Annotated in this window: 15 protein-coding genes; 10 read left to right on the plus strand and 5 right to left on the minus strand. The window is 66.7% G+C overall.

Annotation, left to right across the window (positions count from 1 at the left end):
- Nucleotides 1-383 precede the first annotated feature (383 nt).
- On the minus strand, nucleotides 384-1,349 hold the full coding sequence (locus tag AAG813_RS05890; protein ID WP_341912807.1) for a LysR family transcriptional regulator: 966 nt from the start codon (nucleotides 1,347-1,349) through the stop codon (nucleotides 384-386).
- Between the two features lie 172 nt (nucleotides 1,350-1,521).
- Between AAG813_RS05890 and AAG813_RS05895 the strand changes: the two genes are divergently transcribed.
- The 5 genes from AAG813_RS05895 to AAG813_RS05915 all read left to right on the plus strand — a co-directional run bounded on the left by AAG813_RS05895 (nucleotide 1,522) and on the right by AAG813_RS05915 (nucleotide 9,639).
- Entirely contained in the window at nucleotides 1,522-2,403 is an 882-nt protein-coding gene (locus AAG813_RS05895) for an alpha/beta hydrolase (protein ID WP_341912809.1), read from the plus strand.
- 56 nt (nucleotides 2,404-2,459) lie between these two features.
- Complete coding sequence (locus tag AAG813_RS05900; RefSeq protein ID WP_341912811.1) at nucleotides 2,460-3,695, plus strand: efflux RND transporter periplasmic adaptor subunit; 1,236 nt, start codon at nucleotides 2,460-2,462, stop codon at nucleotides 3,693-3,695.
- 44 nt (nucleotides 3,696-3,739) lie between these two features.
- Nucleotides 3,740-6,985, plus strand: a complete 3,246-nt coding sequence (locus tag AAG813_RS05905) for a multidrug efflux RND transporter permease subunit (protein WP_341912814.1) — start codon at nucleotides 3,740-3,742, stop codon at nucleotides 6,983-6,985.
- Nucleotides 6,986-7,017: 32 nt separating this feature from the next.
- Nucleotides 7,018-8,409 (plus strand): efflux transporter outer membrane subunit, encoded by a 1,392-nt coding sequence (locus AAG813_RS05910; RefSeq protein ID WP_341912816.1) that lies wholly within the window; start codon nucleotides 7,018-7,020, stop codon nucleotides 8,407-8,409.
- Nucleotides 8,410-8,718: 309 nt separating this feature from the next.
- Nucleotides 8,719-9,639 carry a tRNA-dihydrouridine synthase gene (locus AAG813_RS05915; RefSeq protein WP_341912818.1) on the plus strand — a complete coding sequence of 307 codons (921 nt, stop codon included), beginning with the start codon at nucleotides 8,719-8,721 and terminating at the stop codon, nucleotides 9,637-9,639.
- Here AAG813_RS05915 and AAG813_RS05920 read toward each other — a convergent pair.
- Nucleotides 9,631-10,509, minus strand: coding sequence for an NUDIX hydrolase (locus tag AAG813_RS05920; RefSeq protein WP_341912820.1), 879 nt, complete (start codon nucleotides 10,507-10,509; stop codon nucleotides 9,631-9,633). The genes AAG813_RS05915 and AAG813_RS05920 overlap by 9 nt on opposite strands.
- Nucleotides 10,510-10,630: 121 nt before the next feature.
- Between AAG813_RS05920 and AAG813_RS05925 the strand changes: the two genes are divergently transcribed.
- From AAG813_RS05925 to AAG813_RS05935, 3 genes are all read left to right on the plus strand, one after another.
- Entirely contained in the window at nucleotides 10,631-11,545 is a 915-nt protein-coding gene (locus AAG813_RS05925) for an SDR family NAD(P)-dependent oxidoreductase (protein ID WP_341912823.1), read from the plus strand.
- Nucleotides 11,546-11,955: 410 nt separating this feature from the next.
- On the plus strand, nucleotides 11,956-12,267 hold the full coding sequence (locus AAG813_RS05930; protein WP_341912825.1) for a hypothetical protein: 312 nt from the start codon (nucleotides 11,956-11,958) through the stop codon (nucleotides 12,265-12,267).
- A gap of 99 nt (nucleotides 12,268-12,366) precedes the next feature.
- Entirely contained in the window at nucleotides 12,367-13,086 is a 720-nt protein-coding gene (locus AAG813_RS05935; protein ID WP_341912827.1) for a hypothetical protein, read from the plus strand.
- 318 nt (nucleotides 13,087-13,404) lie between these two features.
- Here the strand turns inward: AAG813_RS05935 and AAG813_RS05940 are convergent, their stop codons facing one another.
- The 3 genes from AAG813_RS05940 to AAG813_RS05950 form a co-directional block, all read right to left on the minus strand.
- Nucleotides 13,405-13,743, minus strand: coding sequence for a hypothetical protein (locus tag AAG813_RS05940; protein ID WP_341912829.1), 339 nt, complete (start codon nucleotides 13,741-13,743; stop codon nucleotides 13,405-13,407).
- Nucleotides 13,744-13,968: 225 nt separating this feature from the next.
- A complete protein-coding gene (locus tag AAG813_RS05945) occupies nucleotides 13,969-14,622 on the minus strand; it encodes a hypothetical protein (RefSeq protein WP_341912831.1) in 654 nt (217 codons plus the stop codon).
- A 92-nt stretch (nucleotides 14,623-14,714) separates the two neighbouring features.
- Nucleotides 14,715-14,930, minus strand: coding sequence for an oxidoreductase-like domain-containing protein (locus tag AAG813_RS05950; protein ID WP_341912833.1), 216 nt, complete (start codon nucleotides 14,928-14,930; stop codon nucleotides 14,715-14,717).
- Nucleotides 14,931-15,156: 226 nt separating this feature from the next.
- On the opposite strand from AAG813_RS05950, the gene AAG813_RS05955 reads away from it, so the two are divergent.
- Together AAG813_RS05955 and AAG813_RS05960 are read left to right on the plus strand one after the other, a co-directional pair.
- The gene (locus AAG813_RS05955) at nucleotides 15,157-15,567 is read left to right on the plus strand and encodes a TspO/MBR family protein (RefSeq protein WP_341912836.1); all 411 of its coding nucleotides are present in this window, start codon (nucleotides 15,157-15,159) and stop codon (nucleotides 15,565-15,567) included.
- Nucleotides 15,567-16,313 (plus strand): GDSL-type esterase/lipase family protein, encoded by a 747-nt coding sequence (locus AAG813_RS05960; RefSeq protein ID WP_341912838.1) that lies wholly within the window; start codon nucleotides 15,567-15,569, stop codon nucleotides 16,311-16,313. Before AAG813_RS05955 ends, AAG813_RS05960 begins: the two co-directional genes overlap by 1 nt.
- Nucleotides 16,314-16,321: the final 8 nt, after the last annotated feature.

Here is a 16,321-nt window from a genome sequence, read left to right on the forward strand (position 1 = left end):
AGGATGGCCTGGCCGAAGGCCGCGGCCACCGTGCCGAGGTTTCATCCAGGTGGTTCTGCGATCCTTCGGCAAAGGGCCAACCCTTGTGGGGCGCCGCAGAGGTCTTGTCCCTCAGGGGTATGGCGGGAAGGGTGCGGGGGGTGCTGCGCGCAGTACGGGGGGCGTCAAGCCGGGCCATGGGGTCTCCTTCAGTGAAGCAGCCAATTTAGGCTTGCGGGAGCGCCTGTCATGTAAGACGTGCCCGCTTTCCTTGTAGGACCAGCGTGCCGCGACGACGCGTCCTGCGGCGTCAGGCCGGGATGAGGTGGCGGCATTCTTCCAGGACCGGCCACCGCGCGATGGACAAAAGCGCACAAGGTCCGGAGTGCATGAGGACGGCCGGGTTAAACCACGGCGGCCGGTGCCTGTGCGTGGACCGGGTGGACAGGCAGGGTGCTCTTGCGCTGGATCAGGTCGTGTCTGGCAAACAGTTCGGCAATCCAGTCCACGAAGACGCGCACCTTGTTGCTCAGGTGGCGATTCGGCGGATACACCACGTGCAGCGGCACGGCCCCGCCACACCACTCGGTGAACAGCGGTTCCAGTTCGCCGCTGCTGATGTGGTCCTGTACCAGGAACGTCGCCGTGTGCAACACGCCCAGGCCGGCCAGCGCGGCGACCACGCCGGCGCGCGAATCGTTGACCGACAGCAGGTGGCGGCCGTCCAGCGTGATGGTTTCGCCGTCGCGGTAATACTCGAAGCTGTACATCTTGCCGTTGCGTGGCGAAGCGTAACGGATCAGCTTGTGGTTGTTCTCAAGCTCCGTCGGGTGTTTCGGCTTGCCGTGACGCTTCAGATAGGCCGGCGAGGCGCAGGACACGAGGTAGAACTCGCCGATGCGCCGGGCCACCAGAGACTGGTCGGTGATTTCGCCGCCACGAATCACGCAGTCCACGTTTTCGGCCAGCAGGTCGACAGGCCGGTCGCTCACGCCGAGGTCCAGCTGGATGTCGGGGTAACGCGCGTAGAACTCGGGCAGGGCCGGAATGATCACGGTGAGGCCCAGCGATGAGGGCACATCGACCTTGAGCCGGCCGCGCGGACTGGCCTTGGCCCGCGACATGCTCGATTCCAGCTCTTCCATGTCGCTCAGCAGGCGGCCGGCGCGTTCGAAATAAGCCGCACCGTCGGCCGTCACCGTCACCCGCCGAGTCGTGCGGTTCAGCAGTTTGGTGTCCAGCTCCTTTTCCAGGGTCTGGATCAGCCGCGTCACCGTGGCCTTGGGCATGGCCATCGAATCGGCGGCCTTGGTAAACGTGCCGGCTTCCACGACACGCACAAAAGCCTGCATGGCAGAAAACTTGTCCATCCGGAAATCCTGTTGAGCTGGGCTGCGAAGAATAGCCCGAAACACCGGCGGTTAAAGGGGTCATTGTTCCATTTCTGGAACAAAGTAAACCTGTTTTGCCCATTTATGGATGGGCCCATAACACCTATCTTCTGCTGCATTGCAACAACCCCGGAGCCGCTTGCGGTTCAAGATGATGACAAGCCAGCAGCGTTCCAGTCCGGCCACCCCGAAAGCCCCGCCGCCCTGCGTGGAAAAGCAGATCGCCATCGGGCAGCGCGAACCGCTGGCGGCCCGTTTTTACGGCTGCCGGCAGGGCGGCCAGGCCTCGCCGCTGGTGCTTCACTTTCACGCCGGCGCCTTTGTCGGCGGATCGCTCGAAGGGGGCGCCTGCATTGCCGGCCTGCTCGCGGCCAGCGGAGCGGTGGTGGTGTCGTTGGACTATCCGCTGGCGCCGGCCCATCCCTTCCCGCATGCGGTGGAAGCCGCGTACGACGCCCTGCTGTGGATTTCGAAGGCCAGGCACAGGCTGGCCGGCCATGACGCGCCGGTGTTTGTGGCCGGCGAGGAGGCGGGCGGCAACCTTGCCGCCGCCGTGGCCCTGCTCGCCCGGGACCGGCATGGCCCCCCGCTGGCCGGCCAGATCCTGCTGTCCCCGATGCTGGACCCCTGTCTGGCCACCGCGTCGCTGCGCGATGTCCATGCCGGCCCGGTGGGCTGCACCTGGGCCGACGGCTGGCACAGCTACTTGCCGCGGCTGGAAGACGCGAGCCATCCGTATGCCGCGCCGGGTGCCGCTTTCCGACTGGCGGACCTGCCGCCCACGCTGTTGGTCACGGCCGAGGACGACCCCCTGCGTGACGAGACGCAGGCGTATGCAGAGCGCTTGCGTGCCGCGGGCCTGTTTGCCCACGAGGCCGTGTTGCCCGGACCGACCGGCTGGCCGCGCAGCTATCTGGCGGCCGGTTGTGGCCAGGCCGGCTGGCCGGCGGTGGTGCAAAAGCTGTTCGGCGATTTTTTCTCCTGCATGGCCGCCGCTCGCAGTGTGCAAAGCAGCCTGCAGTCCGCGACTTGATCCGCTTTTTTTTTTGTATTTCTCCAGTTTCCAGTTTTTCTTTTCAGGGAGTTTTCATGCCTTCGATCCGTTTGAACAACCACAAGCACCAGCGCCGCCTGCTCGCTGCTGCGCTGGCCGTGCTGGCCGTCACCACCCTGGCAGTTGTGGTGCTCGGGAGCCGCAGTTCGCAGGCCCAGCCTGGCGCCGAGCCTGCACCCCCGGCCATGCCGGTCTCGGTGGCCACCGTCGTGCAGAGCGAGGTGACGGCCTGGGACGAGTTTTCGGGCCGCCTGGAAGCCGTCGAACGTGTGGACATCCGTTCGCGTGTGGCCGGCACGGTGCAGGCGGTGCATTTCCGCGAAGGCGCGTTGGTCAAAAAGGGCGAACTGCTGCTGACCATTGATCCGGCCCCTTATGCGGCGGACGTCGAGCGGGCCGGCGCCCAGGTCGCGGCTGCGCAGGCGCGTCTGGCCCAGGCGCGGGGCGAACACGAGCGTTCCCAGCGGCTGTGGAACGAGCAGGCCATTTCCCGGCGCGAGTTTGAAGAACGCAGCAACGGAAAAGGCGAGGCCGATGCCAACCTGCGTGCCGCGCAGGCCGCGCTGCAGACCGCCCAGCTGAGTCTGGGCTACACCCAGGTGCGCGCGCCGGTGGCCGGCCGCGTCGGCAAGCTCGAGGTCACGGTGGGCAACCTGGTGGCCGCCGGCCCCGGCGCGCCGGTGCTGACCACGCTGGTGTCGGTGAGCCCGATCTACGCGAGTTTTGACGCCGACGAGCAGGTGGTGGCCAAAGCGCTCAAGGACGTGAGCAACGCCGGCGAACGCAGGCTTGAGCGCATTCCGGTGCAGATGGGCACTGCCGCCAGTGCCGACACACCGTTCGAGGGCCGGCTGCAGCTGGTCGACAACCAGGTCGATGCGAAAAGCGGCACGGTGCGCGCGCGTGCGGTGTTCGACAACAAGGACGGGCAGCTGATGCCGGGCCAGTTCGCGCGCATCCGCATGGGCCAGGCCACGCGGGCCACGGCGCTGCTGGTCAACGAGCGCGCGGTCGGCACCGACCAGAACAAGAAGTTCGTGCTGGTGGTCGGCGCTGACAACAAGGCGGCCTACCGCGAAGTCACGCTGGGCGCCTCGGTCAACGGCCTGCGCGTCGTCAAGGGCGGACTGGCGCCCAACGAACGCATCGTCGTCAACGGGCTGCAGCGCGTGCGTCCCGGGGCGCTGGTGGCGCCGCAGCCGGTCGAGATGTCGGCCAAGGCGGAGCTGCTGCATGCCGACAAGCCCGTCAAGGTGGCGGCGAAGTCCTGAGCGCAGCGCCTGCCCCTGCCTTTACCTGAACAAGAAGAATTGCCATGAATCTTTCCAGATTTTTTATCGACCGGCCGATTTTTGCCGGCGTGTTGTCGCTGCTGATGCTGATCGCCGGCCTGGTCGCGCTGCGCGGCCTGCCGATCTCCGAGTACCCGGAAGTCGCGCCGCCCTCGGTGGTGGTGCGTGCCCAGTACCCGGGTGCCAATCCGAAAGTGATCGCCGAAACCGTGGCCATGCCGCTGGAGGAAGCCATCAACGGCGTCGAGGGCATGCTCTACATGGGCAGCCAGGCCACCACCGACGGTGTGATGACCCTGACCGTGACCTTCAAGCTCGGCACCGACCCCGACAAGGCGCAGCAGATGGTGCAGAACCGCGTCTCGCAGGCCGAGCCGCGCCTGCCCGAGGAAGTGCGCCGGCTTGGCGTGACCACCGTCAAGAGCGCGCCCAACATCACGATGGTGGTGCATCTGGTCTCGCCCAACGACCGCTACGACATCAACTACCTGCGCAACTACGCGGTGCTCAATGTCAAGGACCGGCTGGCGCGCATCCAGGGCGTGGGTCAGGTGCAGATTTTCGGCGGCGGCGACTACTCGATGCGGGTCTGGCTCGATCCGCAGAAAGTCGCGCAGCGCGGCCTGTCGGCCAGCGACGTGGTGGCCGCCATCCGCGGGCAGAACGTACAGGCGGCGGCAGGTGTGGTCGGTGCTTCGCCGGGCCTGGCCGGTGTGGACATGCAGCTGTCGATCAATGCCCAGGGCCGGCTGCAGAACGAGGAAGAGTTCGGCGACATCATCGTCAAGATCGGTGCGGACGGCGCGGTGACCCGCCTGCGCGACATCGCCCGCCTGGAGCTGGGTGCTGCCGACTATTCGCTGCGCTCGCTGCTGAACAACAAGCCCGCCGTCGGCATGGGCGTGTTCCAGGCGCCTGGCTCCAACTCGCTGGAGATTTCGGATGCGGTGCGCCAGACCATGGCGGATCTCGCGAAAAACATGCCCGAAGGTGTGGAGTACCGCATCGCCTACGACCCGACGCAGTTTGTGCGCGCCTCCATCCAGTCGGTGATCACCACCTTGCTCGAAGCCGTGGCGTTGGTGGTGCTGGTGGTGATCCTGTTCCTGCAGACCTGGCGCGCCTCCATCATCCCGCTGCTGGCGGTGCCGGTGTCGGTGGTCGGCACCTTTGCGGTGCTGCACCTGCTGGGCTTTTCGATCAATGCGCTGAGCCTGTTCGGGCTGGTGCTGGCGATCGGCATCGTGGTTGATGACGCCATCGTGGTGGTGGAAAACGTGGAGCGCAACATCGAAGCGGGGCTCACGCCGCGCGAGGCCACCTACCGCGCCATGCGCGAGGTGTCCGGCCCCATCATTGCGATTGCGCTGGTGCTGGTGGCGGTGTTTGTGCCGCTGGCCTTCATCAGCGGCCTGACCGGCCAGTTCTATCGCCAGTTCGCGGTCACGATTGCGATCTCCACTGTCATCTCGGCGATCAACTCGCTGACCCTGTCGCCGGCGCTAGCCGCGTTGCTGCTGAAAAGCCACGATGCGCCCAAAGATGCGCTGACGCGCGGCATGGACCGGGTCTTCGGCCGCTTCTTCGCCGGCTTCAACCGCCTGTTCCGCCGCGGTGCCCAGGGCTACAGCAGCGGTGTCCAGGGCGCCATTTCGCGCAAGACCCTGATGCTGGTGCTGTACGGGGTGCTGGTGGCGGCAACGATCGGCGTCTTCAAGCTGGTGCCCGGCGGTTTTGTGCCGGCGCAGGACAAGCAGTACCTGATCGGTTTTGCGCAGCTGCCCGACGGCGCGACGCTGGACCGCACCGAGGACGTGATCCAGCGCATGGGCGAGATCATGAAGGCCAACCCGAACGTGGAAGACGCGATTGCCTTTCCCGGCCTGTCGATCAATGGCTTCACCAACAGCTCGAACTCCGGCATCGTCTTCGCCACGCTCAAACCGTTTGCCGAGCGCAAGAAAGCCGACCAGAGCGGCGGCGCGGTGGCCGGCCAGCTCAACGGCGCGTTTGCCGGCATCCAGGACGCCTTCATCGTGATGTTCCCGCCGCCGCCGGTCGAGGGCCTGGGCACCACCGGCGGCTTCAAGCTGCAGCTCGAAGACCGCGCCTCGCTCGGTTACGACGCGATGGATGCAGCGGTGAAGGCCTTCATGGGCAAGGTGGCGCAGGCGCCCGAGATCGCCGGCACCTTCACCAGCTGGCAGGTCAACGTGCCGCAGCTGTATGCCGACATCGACCGTACCAAGGCGCGGCAGCTGCATGTGCCGGTGACCGACATCTTCGACACCATGCAGATCTACCTGGGCAGCCTGTACGCCAACGACTTCAACAAGTTCGGCCGCACCTACAGCGTCCGCGTACAGGCCGATGCCGCTTACCGCGCACGCGCCGAGGACGTGGGCGTGCTCCAGGTACGCTCGACCACCGGCGAGATGGTGCCGCTGTCGGCGCTGATGAAGGTGCAGTCCAGCTTCGGCCCCGAACGCGCGATGCGTTACAACGGCTACCTGTCGGCCGACGTCAGCGGCGGGCCCGCACCAGGCTACTCGTCGGGCCAGGCGCAGGCGGCGATCGAACGCATTGCGGCGGAAACGCTGCCCAAGGGCATCGGCTTCGAGTGGACCGAACTGACCTACCAGGAGATTCTGGCCGGCAATTCGGCGGTGCTGGTGTTCCCGCTGGCCCTGCTGCTGGTCTTCCTGGTGCTGGCCGCGCAGTATGAGAGCCTGACCCTGCCGATTGCGATCATCCTGATCGTGCCCATGAGCCTGCTGGCCGCGATGACCGGTGTCTGGCTGTCCGGCGGCGACAACAACGTTTTCACGCAGATCGGCCTCATGGTGCTGGTCGGCCTGTCGGCGAAAAACGCCATCCTGATCGTGGAGTTTGCGCGCGAGCTCGAGTTCGCCGGCCGCACGCCGGTGCAGGCCGCGATCGAAGCCAGCCGCCTGCGCCTGCGCCCCATCCTGATGACTTCGCTGGCTTTTGTCATGGGTGTGTTGCCGCTGGTGCTGTCCACCGGCGCCGGCGCCGAGATGCGTTCGGCCATGGGTGTGGCGGTGTTCGCCGGGATGATTGGCGTAACGGCTTTTGGTCTCTTCCTCACGCCGGTGTTTTATGTGGCGCTGCGCCGCATGGCCGGCAACCGGCCGCTCAAGCTGCATGGCGAAGTGCCGCACCTCGAGGCCTTTGCCAGCAGCCACGCCACGGGCGGTGGTGCGGCGGCGCAGGCCCAGCCCGCCGCAGCCCGGAAACACCATGAATGACAACACCTACACATGACCCAGGAGTGATGAGCATGACCCCCTTTTTTTCCACGGCCCGCGTGCTGCCGCTGATGGCTGCGCTGGTGCTGGCAGGCTGCGCAACCCGTCCCCCGTCCATCGACCCCTCCAGCCTGCCGGTGACCCCGACCCTGTTCAGGGAGAGCCAGGCGGTTGCGGCCGCTCCCGCTGCCCCGTACCAGGCGCAGTGGTGGAAGGTGTTTGCCGACCCGGTGCTGGACCAGCTGGTGGCGCAGGCCAGCCGCAACAACAACAGCCTGTCGGTCGCCGCCGGCCGGCTGGCGCAGGCCCGTGCGATCGCACGTTCCGCCGATGCCGACCGTTCGCCCCAGCTCGGCCTGGGGGCAGGCGCGGTCCGCCAGACCGATGCCACGGCCGCCAACCGGCCGAAAACCGTGGTGAGCATCGGCGCCAATTTTTCCTACGAGCTGGACCTGTTCGGCAGGCTGGCGGGGGCTTCGGATGCGGCCTCGCTGGATGCGCAGTCACGCGAAGCCCTGCTGCGCAGCACACAACTGCTGGTACAGGCCGACGTCGCGCAGACCTACCTCAACCTGCGCGCCCTCGACACCGAACGCGCGCTGGTGCGGGACACCTTGCACGCCTACCGCGACACCCTGCGTTTGACCGAGGTGCGTTTCAGGGAAGGTGACGTGGCCGAGCTGGACGTGGCGCGTGTGCGCACCGAAGTGGCGGCTACCGAGTCGGAGGCACTGGCACTGGACCGGCGCCGCGCCGAGCTCGAACATGCGCTGGCCGTGCTGGTCGGCGCGGTGGCCTCCAGCTTCCAGCTCGCGCCGGCCGACTGGGCCACAGCGCTGCCGGTGATTCCGGCCGGTGTGCCCAGCACGGTGCTGGTGCGCCGGCCCGATGTGTCGGCCGCGCAGAGCAGCATGCAGGCGGCGCAGGCGCGTGTCGGTGTGGCCAAAGCCGCCTGGTTTCCCGTCTTTTCATTGACGGCCAGCGGCGGTTATGCCGCGCCCGAGATCGGCGACCTGTTCAGGATGTCCACCCGCGCCTGGGGTGTGGGTGCGCTGCTGTCGCTGCCGATTTTTGACGGCGGCCGACGTGAAGCGGGCGTGCAGAACGCGAATGCCGAATTCGATATCGCGCTGGCCAACTACCGCGAGCAGATCCTGGTCGCCTTCAGGGATGTGGAGGACCAGCTCTCGGCCCTGCGCCTGCTGGCCGAGCAGTCCGAAGCGCAGTCGCGCTCTGTGGCGTCAAGCAGCCGCGCCACCGTGCTGTCGGACTCGCGTTACCGCAACGGGCTGGTCAGCCAGCTGGAAGTGCTGGATGCCCAGCGCAGCGAATTGCGCAACCGCCGGCAGGCGCTGCAGGTGCGCGCCGCGCAATACCTGGCCACGGTGGGTCTGATACGCGCCCTGGGTGGCGGCTGGGCCTGACCTGGCACACCCTTATCGGCGCTCACTGCGTGGAGCGCCTTTTCCCCTTGCAGGGGACAGGCGCCTGCGGGCCGGCGGAGCCGGACCCGCGGCCCCTGCTGGGGAAGAGTAACCCCGGACGTTCTCATGCTATCTAATTCATAGCTTCTTGCGCCCGTGGGGGCTGGGCTGGAGGCGTTTTTTGTTATGAAAAAAAGGGCAACCCGGCTCTCCGGGCGCTCCGCGCCGGCCATCTGTTAAAACAGCTGCATCTTGTTTCAGCCTGCGCCTGCCCATTCTCCCCTAGTCAAAACCATCCTGCTCGCCCCGATGGAGGGCTTGCTCGACTTCGTGCTGCGCGACATCCTGACGCGTTCCGGCGGCATTGACCGCTGCGTGTCCGAGTTCATCCGCATCACCGACCAGCTGCTGCCCGAACGCGTCTTCACGCGCATCGTGCCCGAGTTGCACACGGGTGGGCGCACGCTGGCGGGTGTGCCGGTGCGTGCGCAACTGCTGGGCTCCGATCCGGTGTGCCTGGCCGAGAACGCTGCCCGGCTCGCCGCGCTGGGACCGGCCGGCATCGATCTCAACTTCGGCTGCCCGGCCAAGGTGGTCAACCGCCACGGCGGCGGCGCCGCGCTGCTGGAGGAACCCGACACGATTGCGGCCATCGTGTCGGCCGTGCGGCGCGCGGTGCCGGCGCACCTGCCGGTGTCGGCCAAGATGCGCCTGGGCTTCAACGACGACAGCAAGGCGATTGACTGCGCGCTGGCGATTGCCGACAGCGGCGCCGACGAGCTGGTGGTGCATGCGCGCACCAAGGCGCAGGCCTACCGGCCGCCGGCCTACTGGGAACGTATTGCCGACATCCGCGCGGCGGTGCGCATTCCGGTGGTGGCCAACGGCGAGATCTGGACGGTCGACGATGCGCGCCTGTGCCGGCAGGCCTCGGGCTGCGAGATGCTGATGCTGGGCCGCGGTGCGGTGGCCGATCCGGGTCTGGCGCTGGCCATCCGCGGCGGCGGCCAGCACGCGGGCCTGGCCTGGGACACGCTGCTGCCGCTGATCGCCCAGTTCTGGGAGCTGGTCTGCAGCCGACTCGATGCACACTCGCGCGCCGGCCGCCTGAAGCAGTGGCTCAATTTTTTGCGCCGCCGTTATCCCGAGGCGGAGCTGGCTTTCCAGTCGCTGCGCACCGTCAACCAACCGGCTGCCATCTCCCGCTGGCTCGCGGCAGCTTTAGCCTAACAGGGCCTCGAAGCCGGCGTCGGGTTCGAAGCGCCGGTTGCGGTAGCTCAGGCGCGTGGGGCCGGGCAGGGCCTGCTCGCGCACTGAGTGGCGCGCATCGCCGGGATAACAGATCACCCGGCTGCCTTCGTGCTCGAAGGGCTCGGGCTGGATCACCGGTGGCCGGCGCCCGCGGGCCTCGGCCAGCACACTCTCCACACCCGCGTGGCGCGACAGGTGCGCCAGACTCATGATCTGCGGCGGCGCCAGCTCGATCTGGCGGTCCCAGTACTGCTGCAGCGCGTGGCGTGGGCTCAGCCAGATGCTCTCGGTGGTTTCGAAATTGTCGTGGCTGGCCAACTGGCCGCCGGGCACCGCCGCCACGAAAAAACGTGCATCGAAACGCTTGTTGGTCACCGAGGGCGTGACGGGGGTGATCCAGCGTGACCATGGCACGACGTTGAGTGTCTGCAGGCGCAAGGCCATGCGGGCCAGCACGGCATTGAAGCCGTGGCCTTCGCGCAGCAGCGCGGCCGCCTGGTCGGCCAGGCCGGGCAGGGCAGGGCCCTGGGCGAACAACACGCCCGACTCCTCGAAGGCCTCGCGCAGCGCCGCCACATACACGGCGCCGGCCGTGCGCAGGTCGATGCCGGGCTCGTTCAGCCCGGCATGCAGCCGGTCCAGCGGCTGGTCCAGGTGGGCCGCCATGTCCAGCTCGGCGTCGGCGGCGTCGATCTTGCCGCCGGGAAACACATAGGCGCCGCCCAGCACGTCGGACAGTCCGTGGCGCTTCATGAGGAACACTTCCAGACCCGCGGGCGCATCACGCAGCAGCACCACGGTGGCGGCCGGACGCGGCGGAGTGGTGACGGTTTCGAGGTTCAGTTCCATGGCGGCTTTCAGGGGGAGGCGGGACGGTCCAGTACAGTACGACCTGGTTTGCCAGTGCAGTGTGGTTAGGCTATCAGACTTGCGGCAGACCAGGCATCACCAACACGACAAGGACAAGCAAATGGGTATTGATTTCAAGGGCCGGGTGGCCATCGTCACGGGCGCAGGCGGCGGACTGGGCCGGCAACATGCGCTGGCCCTGGCCAGGCGCGGCGCGAAGGTGCTGGTCAACGACCTGGGCGGCGCGCGCGACGGTTCGGGCGGCTCGGTCAGTGCCGCCGACGCGGTGGTGGCCGAGATCCGCGCGGCCGGTGGCGAGGCCATTGCCAACGGCGCCTCGGTCACCGACTTTGCGGCGGTGCAGGCCATGGTGCAGCAGGCCATGGACGCCTGGGGCCGCGTCGACATCCTCGTCAACAACGCCGGCATCCTGCGTGACAAGAGTTTTGCCAAGATGGACCTGGCCGACTTCGCGCTGGTGATGAACGTGCACCTGATGGGCGCCGTGCATTGCAGCAAGGCCGTGTGGGACATCATGGCGGCGCAGAAATACGGCCGCATCGTGATGACCACCTCGTCGTCGGGTCTGTATGGCAACTTCGGCCAGTCGAACTACGGTGCGGCCAAGATGGCGCTGGTCGGGCTGATGCAGACACTCGCCATCGAGGGCGCGAAAAACGACATTCGTATCAACTGCCTGGCACCGACGGCGGCCACGCGCATGACCGAGGGGCTGATGCCCGAAGAGGTGCTGCAGGCGCTGCAGCCCGAAGCGGTGGTGCCGGCCATGCTGGTGCTGGCGTCGCAGGATGCGCCGACACGGACCATTCTCTGCGCAGGGGCCGGCACCTTCGAGGCGGCCCACATCACGCTGACCCAGGGCGTCTTCCTGAGCACGGGCGAACAGGTGCCGGAAGCACTGGCCGCGCGGCTGGCCGAGGTGACCGAACGTGCTGGCGAAATGGTGCCGCAAAGCGGGGCTGCGCAAGGCAGCAACGAGGTCGGCAAGGCCATGGCGAGCAGAACGCCGGCCTGAGACGCGAGAAGAACGCGATAAAGACGCGAGGGGCGGCGGCCAAGGATGCCGCCGGGTTCGCTGGACAATGTTCCGACGTTTCGCCGAAGGGCGGAAGTCCGATACCTGTCTTGGTAACGCGAACCCGGCAGGCACGTTGCCAGTGTTTGCAGCGGGCGCAGACACCGGTGCAGGCCAATGCTGACAGCCGGTGTCAGTCTTGTCCTGCGAGGGACGGTGCGGCCTGTCCTGGCAGGCGTGTGCGAGCCGGCACGCCATGCGCTGACGGCCGGCGGCCCGGATGTCCTACAGGCGCTCACGACGGCCGCCCACTGCCAGATCAAGACCGGACTTTTATGCTGGAAGCAGTCGGCCAGCCGGTCGGCTACCACCCAACATCCTTCACCGGATTTTTGTCCCAGGAACTCCCCATGAATTTCAATCGCTCGCTGACTTCCGCCATCACGGCCATCGCACTGGTGACCGCCGGTGGTTTTGCTTTTGCACAGGCACAGACAAAGTCGGGCACTATGCCCGGCGCCCCCGGCGAGACCAACAAACAGGGTGCTGCCCAGATGAAAATCCCAACCACCCCCGCGGCTCAAGCTCAGCCTCAGGCACCGGTTCAAGTTCAGGCTCAGCCTGCGGCTTCGACCATGGACACCAGCACCGCGCAAGCCAGCACCCCCGCGCCTGCAAAACGCACCGCAGTGGTTCGCAAGCCGCGCGCTGACCGCAACTAAAGCCAGCTTGCTGCGCGGGGTTCCTGCGGGGAATCCGGGTTAACGCCCTTTCGTTTCCCGCAGCCGCGCGCAGACAACTTCAACTGCTATCCTCCTGGCATGAACAGCACGCATCCGTTCCGGACCGACGTCGTCCTCAAGGGGGCGTGCCTGTTTTTCGCCGGGGTAGCCTTGTTATTGCCTGTACAGGCGATCTCGATCGAGCGGTCGAAAACCGCCGTGCCGGCCCTGGCCCGGGCGCTGCAGGTGGCGAATTTCGGCTCGGAGGCCGCTGCACCGCCTGTGCGCCAGATGGCGGACTGGGTGATGGCCTCGGGCAATCATGCGGGCATGCACTTTGTGATTGTGGACAAGCAGCACGCCAAGTTGTTCGTGTTCCATCCCGACGGAAAACTCAGCGGCGCCAGCCCGGCATTGATGGGATCGGCCCGGGGCGATGACTCGGTCCCGGGCATCGGCGAGCGCCAGATGGCAGCCATTCTTCCGCACGAGCGCACCACGCCGGCCGGACGTTTCGAGTCCAGCCCTGGCGTGAACATGTCGGGCGAAGACATCGTCTGGGTGGACTACGACGCGGCTGTTTCCATGCACCGGGTGCGGGCCAACAACAAGAAGGAACGCCGGCTTGAGCGGCTTGCGTCGGCGACGCCCGCTGACAATCGCATTTCCTTCGGCTGCATCAACCTGCCTGCGACTTTCTACGACTCGGTGCTCAAACCGGCCTTGGGTACCGACCCGGGCGTGGTGTACGTGCTGCCGGAAACGCGCTCCCTGCAGTCCGTGTTTGGGACCCTGATCCCCGCGTCCAGAACCAAGTGATATAGCGATAGCGCTGCGGCGCATCGCTTGTGGCGTTGTCTGGCATTTTGCGGCCAGGGCGGTCCATGATGACCATGACTATCCCGAGCTTCGGGTGCCTGCGTCCTTGCCACGGCCGGTCTGGCCGGGAAGGCGTTCAGCCTTGCTGGCCGTGCCGGCAACAAGCCACCGCAACCTGGACAGGCAGTTCCGGGGCATCCGGTAAGGGCGAGCAGCTTGCCCCGCTGCGGCCGTCCTGAGCGCGGTTCGGCGATCCGGGCCGAAAGACTTCAGGCTGTTGACACAGGCCAGCGCGCGAATTCTTCCGGCGGCCTCTCGTCAGTTCCGGGCTTGTTTGTAAGGCCGGTTTCGCGGCGACATCATGGCTTCGCCGGGGCCGGCCGCGTAAGCCACGCTGCCACCTGCCGAATCCCTGACATTGCTGCGCGTCAGGTTGACCGGCGGGCACGAGGTGTCCGTGATGGAAAACACCATGTGGCCGCCCGGAAAAATCGCGGGCAGGGTCTGGTGCAACTGGTAACGCATGTCCACCGGGGCCTGCGCGGCATGGTAGATCACCTGGTTGGCGCGGTTGTAGACGGTGTAGCAGGCCAGCGCCTGGCCGCCGGACAAGGCAGGCAGCAGGGCAGCGAGGGCGTATTTCAGGGCGGTGTTCATGCGCAGGCCTTTCAAAGAGGTCATTGTCCGCCGGCCGCCGTGCCTGCAGCGCAGGCCGGTGGCCGGTTCTTGTGTCAGTCGATACGCTGGCTGGCGCCGTGTTGCACGTTATTTGCTATCAAATAAATAGCTGTTTGCGCACGTGGAATATGGGCTGTAGGCCGATTTGATGCACAGGCCGAGCAGGCCGCCTTGGTCAGACATCTGGCGGGAGCCTGGCCTTCCCTAACCCAGCCCGGAAGGCTGCGTCGGCTGGAAGTCGGTGTGAGCGCCGGCTGCCGCCTCCTGCTCGATGCTGGCGTCGCGTGCCGCAAACATGTTCTGCAGGTCCTTCAGGTCGCGCATCACGTCGTCTTCAATGTCAGCGGCGGGAAGCCCGGCAGGCGCGGCCGTGGAGGCTGCAGCAGCAGCCAGGGCCGGCGGCCCCCAGATGGCCGGGTCGGGCATGGTGGGGTAAGGGCAGCTGTCCCCGACCTTGAATTCCCAGGAAATACCGTGCAGCCAGTTGGCGGATTGCGGCTCGAACTGGGTGATGGCGGCGAGCAGCTCGTTCTGGAAAGCGAAGGCATAGGTCATCAGGCGGGTGTCCCAATGCCGCAGCACCAGCCGCACATACATGCCCGGGCCGCGGCTGCGGCTGTTGACCACCAGCATCTGGCACTCCACCCAGTCCGGCGCAATGCCATGCCTGCGCAGGCAGTCGCGCAGCAGCATCTGCACGAGCTGGCGGCGCGTGCCGTTGTCGGAGTTGTCCTCGATGGTGTGCTGGCTGTCGCGGGTGTTCGCCGCTGGTGTGCGGGGCGCCGGTTTCGGCCCGGAATCCGGACTGTCCGCCGTCTTGTTCTTCAGTCCCAGCAGTCGCTCGAACACTTGTCTCATGTGGTGCACCCTTCGCCGCCGGTCGTGACCAGAGTGCTCTGGCCTTTCATTGCCGGCTTGTCAATTGATGGTCGTCCATGTGGGAAGGCAAGTCAAGCCTCCAGCCTGTGCAGTGCTTCTTCCTGCCACCAGGCGGCCGCAACGTAGTAACTTTCCCACACGCAGCCGTTGCAACCGCGGCCGCAGCAGGTGGTGGGCTCGGCCGGCGGCGCCCGCAACAACATGCCCGCGTCGGCGGCCCGCTGTTGCAGCGCAGAAAAGATCGCCTGGGCCGCATCGGGGCTGGCAGGGACAGGAGGTGTCGTCATGAGAGGAAAAAATCGTGCGCGACCGGCAGGGCGGTCAAGCTGCCATGGTAGCCGCTTCAGGTGGACGTTCTGGCCGCCTGGCTTCGCGGTCACGTCCTACCCGAGGATCAGCGCCGGGTGCTTTTGCCATGGCGGGTCGGGTGCTAAAAACAGTCATCGCGATGTCAACGCGTCGCCAACACGTCGTCAACCCGATCGCGCCACGGTTTTTTTTCGAAGGATTTTCATGGACAGCAGCAGCAGCGCCGCCTGGTACGCCCAGTTGGACAAGCCTTTTTTTGCGCCACCGGCCGGGGTGTTCGGCCCGGTGTGGACGGTTCTTTACATCATCATCGCCGTCAGCTTCGGTTTTGTGCTGCTGCAATACCTCAAGCGCCGCCTGCCGTTTCGCGTGTTGTTGCCATTCATCCTGAACCTGCTGGCCAACCTGGCCTACACGCCCATCCAGTTCGGCCTCAAAAACAACGCACTGGCCAGCCTCGACATCCTGCTGGCGCTGGGCACGCTGGTCTGGGCCATGGCGGCCATCCGGCAGCGGGCGCGCTGGGTCGTGGGGGTCAACATTCCCTACCTGCTGTGGGTGCTGTTTGCGACGGTGCTGCAGCTCAGCATCACCTGGCTGAACCGGGGCGGCTGATGAAGCTGCGCCGTCCCCACCTGCTGGGCGCGCTCGGCGTGCTGGCCGCCCTGGCCGTGCTGGCCACCACCGGCTGCGCCGCCTGGCGCGTCGGGCAGTCGGTGACACTGGCCCGGCAAAGCGAGCCGTTTGAAGTCTCGCCCGCCCAGGCCACGGCCAGCCTGCTGGTGGTGGGTGACAGCACCGCGGTGGGCACGGGCGCCTCGTCGCCGGCTACCAGCATCGCCGGCCTGATTGCGCGTGACCATCCGCAGCTGACCATCGTCAACCGCGCGCGGGATGGCGCGAGGTTTGCCGATATCGTCGGCCAGCTCGAAGGCCAGCAGCGCTTTGACGCCATCCTCGTGCTCGGCGGCGGCAACGACGTGATCCGCTTCACCGGCGCTGCGCAACTGGAGCAGGACATCGCCCGCACCGCGGAACTGGCGCGCGTGCGCGCCCGGCTGGTGGTGTTCATGCCTGCGGGCAATGTCGGCAGCGCGCCGTTTTTCTTTGCGCCCTGGTCCTGGCTCATGACACGCCGCTCGGAAAACCTGCACCGTTTTGTGCGGCAGGCAGCCACCGACAACGGCGCTGTGTATGTCAACCTGTTCAAGAACAAGGCCGACGATCCGTTCGCGCAACGTCCCAAAGAACTCAACGCCAGCGACGGGCTGCACCCCAGCGATGCGGGCTACCGTCTCTGGTACGGCGAACTCAACGCGCAGGCCGGTCTGTCAGCGCGGCTGGCCGCGCTCAGGCGCTGACAACAGCG

The sequence above is a fragment of the Polaromonas sp. YR568 genome (genome assembly GCF_943371715.1).
In the GTDB taxonomy this organism is placed as follows: domain Bacteria; phylum Pseudomonadota; class Gammaproteobacteria; order Burkholderiales; family Burkholderiaceae_C; genus Polaromonas.

Bases quoted from the DNA above. Each gene is read 5' to 3' on its own strand.
- AAG813_RS05890 (WP_341912807.1), bottom strand. From the start codon at position 1,349: ATGGACAAGTTTTCTGCCATGCAGGCTTTTGTGCGTGTCGTGGAAGCC.
- AAG813_RS05895 (WP_341912809.1), top strand. From the start codon at position 1,522: ATGATGACAAGCCAGCAGCGTTCCAGTCCGGCCACCCCGAAAGCCCCG.
- AAG813_RS05900 (WP_341912811.1), top strand. From the start codon at position 2,460: ATGCCTTCGATCCGTTTGAACAACCACAAGCACCAGCGCCGCCTGCTC.
- AAG813_RS05905 (WP_341912814.1), top strand. From the start codon at position 3,740: ATGAATCTTTCCAGATTTTTTATCGACCGGCCGATTTTTGCCGGCGTG.
- AAG813_RS05910 (WP_341912816.1), top strand. From the start codon at position 7,018: ATGACCCCCTTTTTTTCCACGGCCCGCGTGCTGCCGCTGATGGCTGCG.
- AAG813_RS05915 (WP_341912818.1), top strand. From the start codon at position 8,719: ATGGAGGGCTTGCTCGACTTCGTGCTGCGCGACATCCTGACGCGTTCC.
- AAG813_RS05920 (WP_341912820.1), bottom strand. From the start codon at position 10,509: ATGGAACTGAACCTCGAAACCGTCACCACTCCGCCGCGTCCGGCCGCC.
- AAG813_RS05925 (WP_341912823.1), top strand. From the start codon at position 10,631: ATGGGTATTGATTTCAAGGGCCGGGTGGCCATCGTCACGGGCGCAGGC.
- AAG813_RS05930 (WP_341912825.1), top strand. From the start codon at position 11,956: ATGAATTTCAATCGCTCGCTGACTTCCGCCATCACGGCCATCGCACTG.
- AAG813_RS05935 (WP_341912827.1), top strand. From the start codon at position 12,367: ATGAACAGCACGCATCCGTTCCGGACCGACGTCGTCCTCAAGGGGGCG.
- AAG813_RS05940 (WP_341912829.1), bottom strand. From the start codon at position 13,743: ATGAACACCGCCCTGAAATACGCCCTCGCTGCCCTGCTGCCTGCCTTG.
- AAG813_RS05945 (WP_341912831.1), bottom strand. From the start codon at position 14,622: ATGAGACAAGTGTTCGAGCGACTGCTGGGACTGAAGAACAAGACGGCG.
- AAG813_RS05950 (WP_341912833.1), bottom strand. From the start codon at position 14,930: ATGACGACACCTCCTGTCCCTGCCAGCCCCGATGCGGCCCAGGCGATC.
- AAG813_RS05955 (WP_341912836.1), top strand. From the start codon at position 15,157: ATGGACAGCAGCAGCAGCGCCGCCTGGTACGCCCAGTTGGACAAGCCT.
- AAG813_RS05960 (WP_341912838.1), top strand. From the start codon at position 15,567: ATGAAGCTGCGCCGTCCCCACCTGCTGGGCGCGCTCGGCGTGCTGGCC.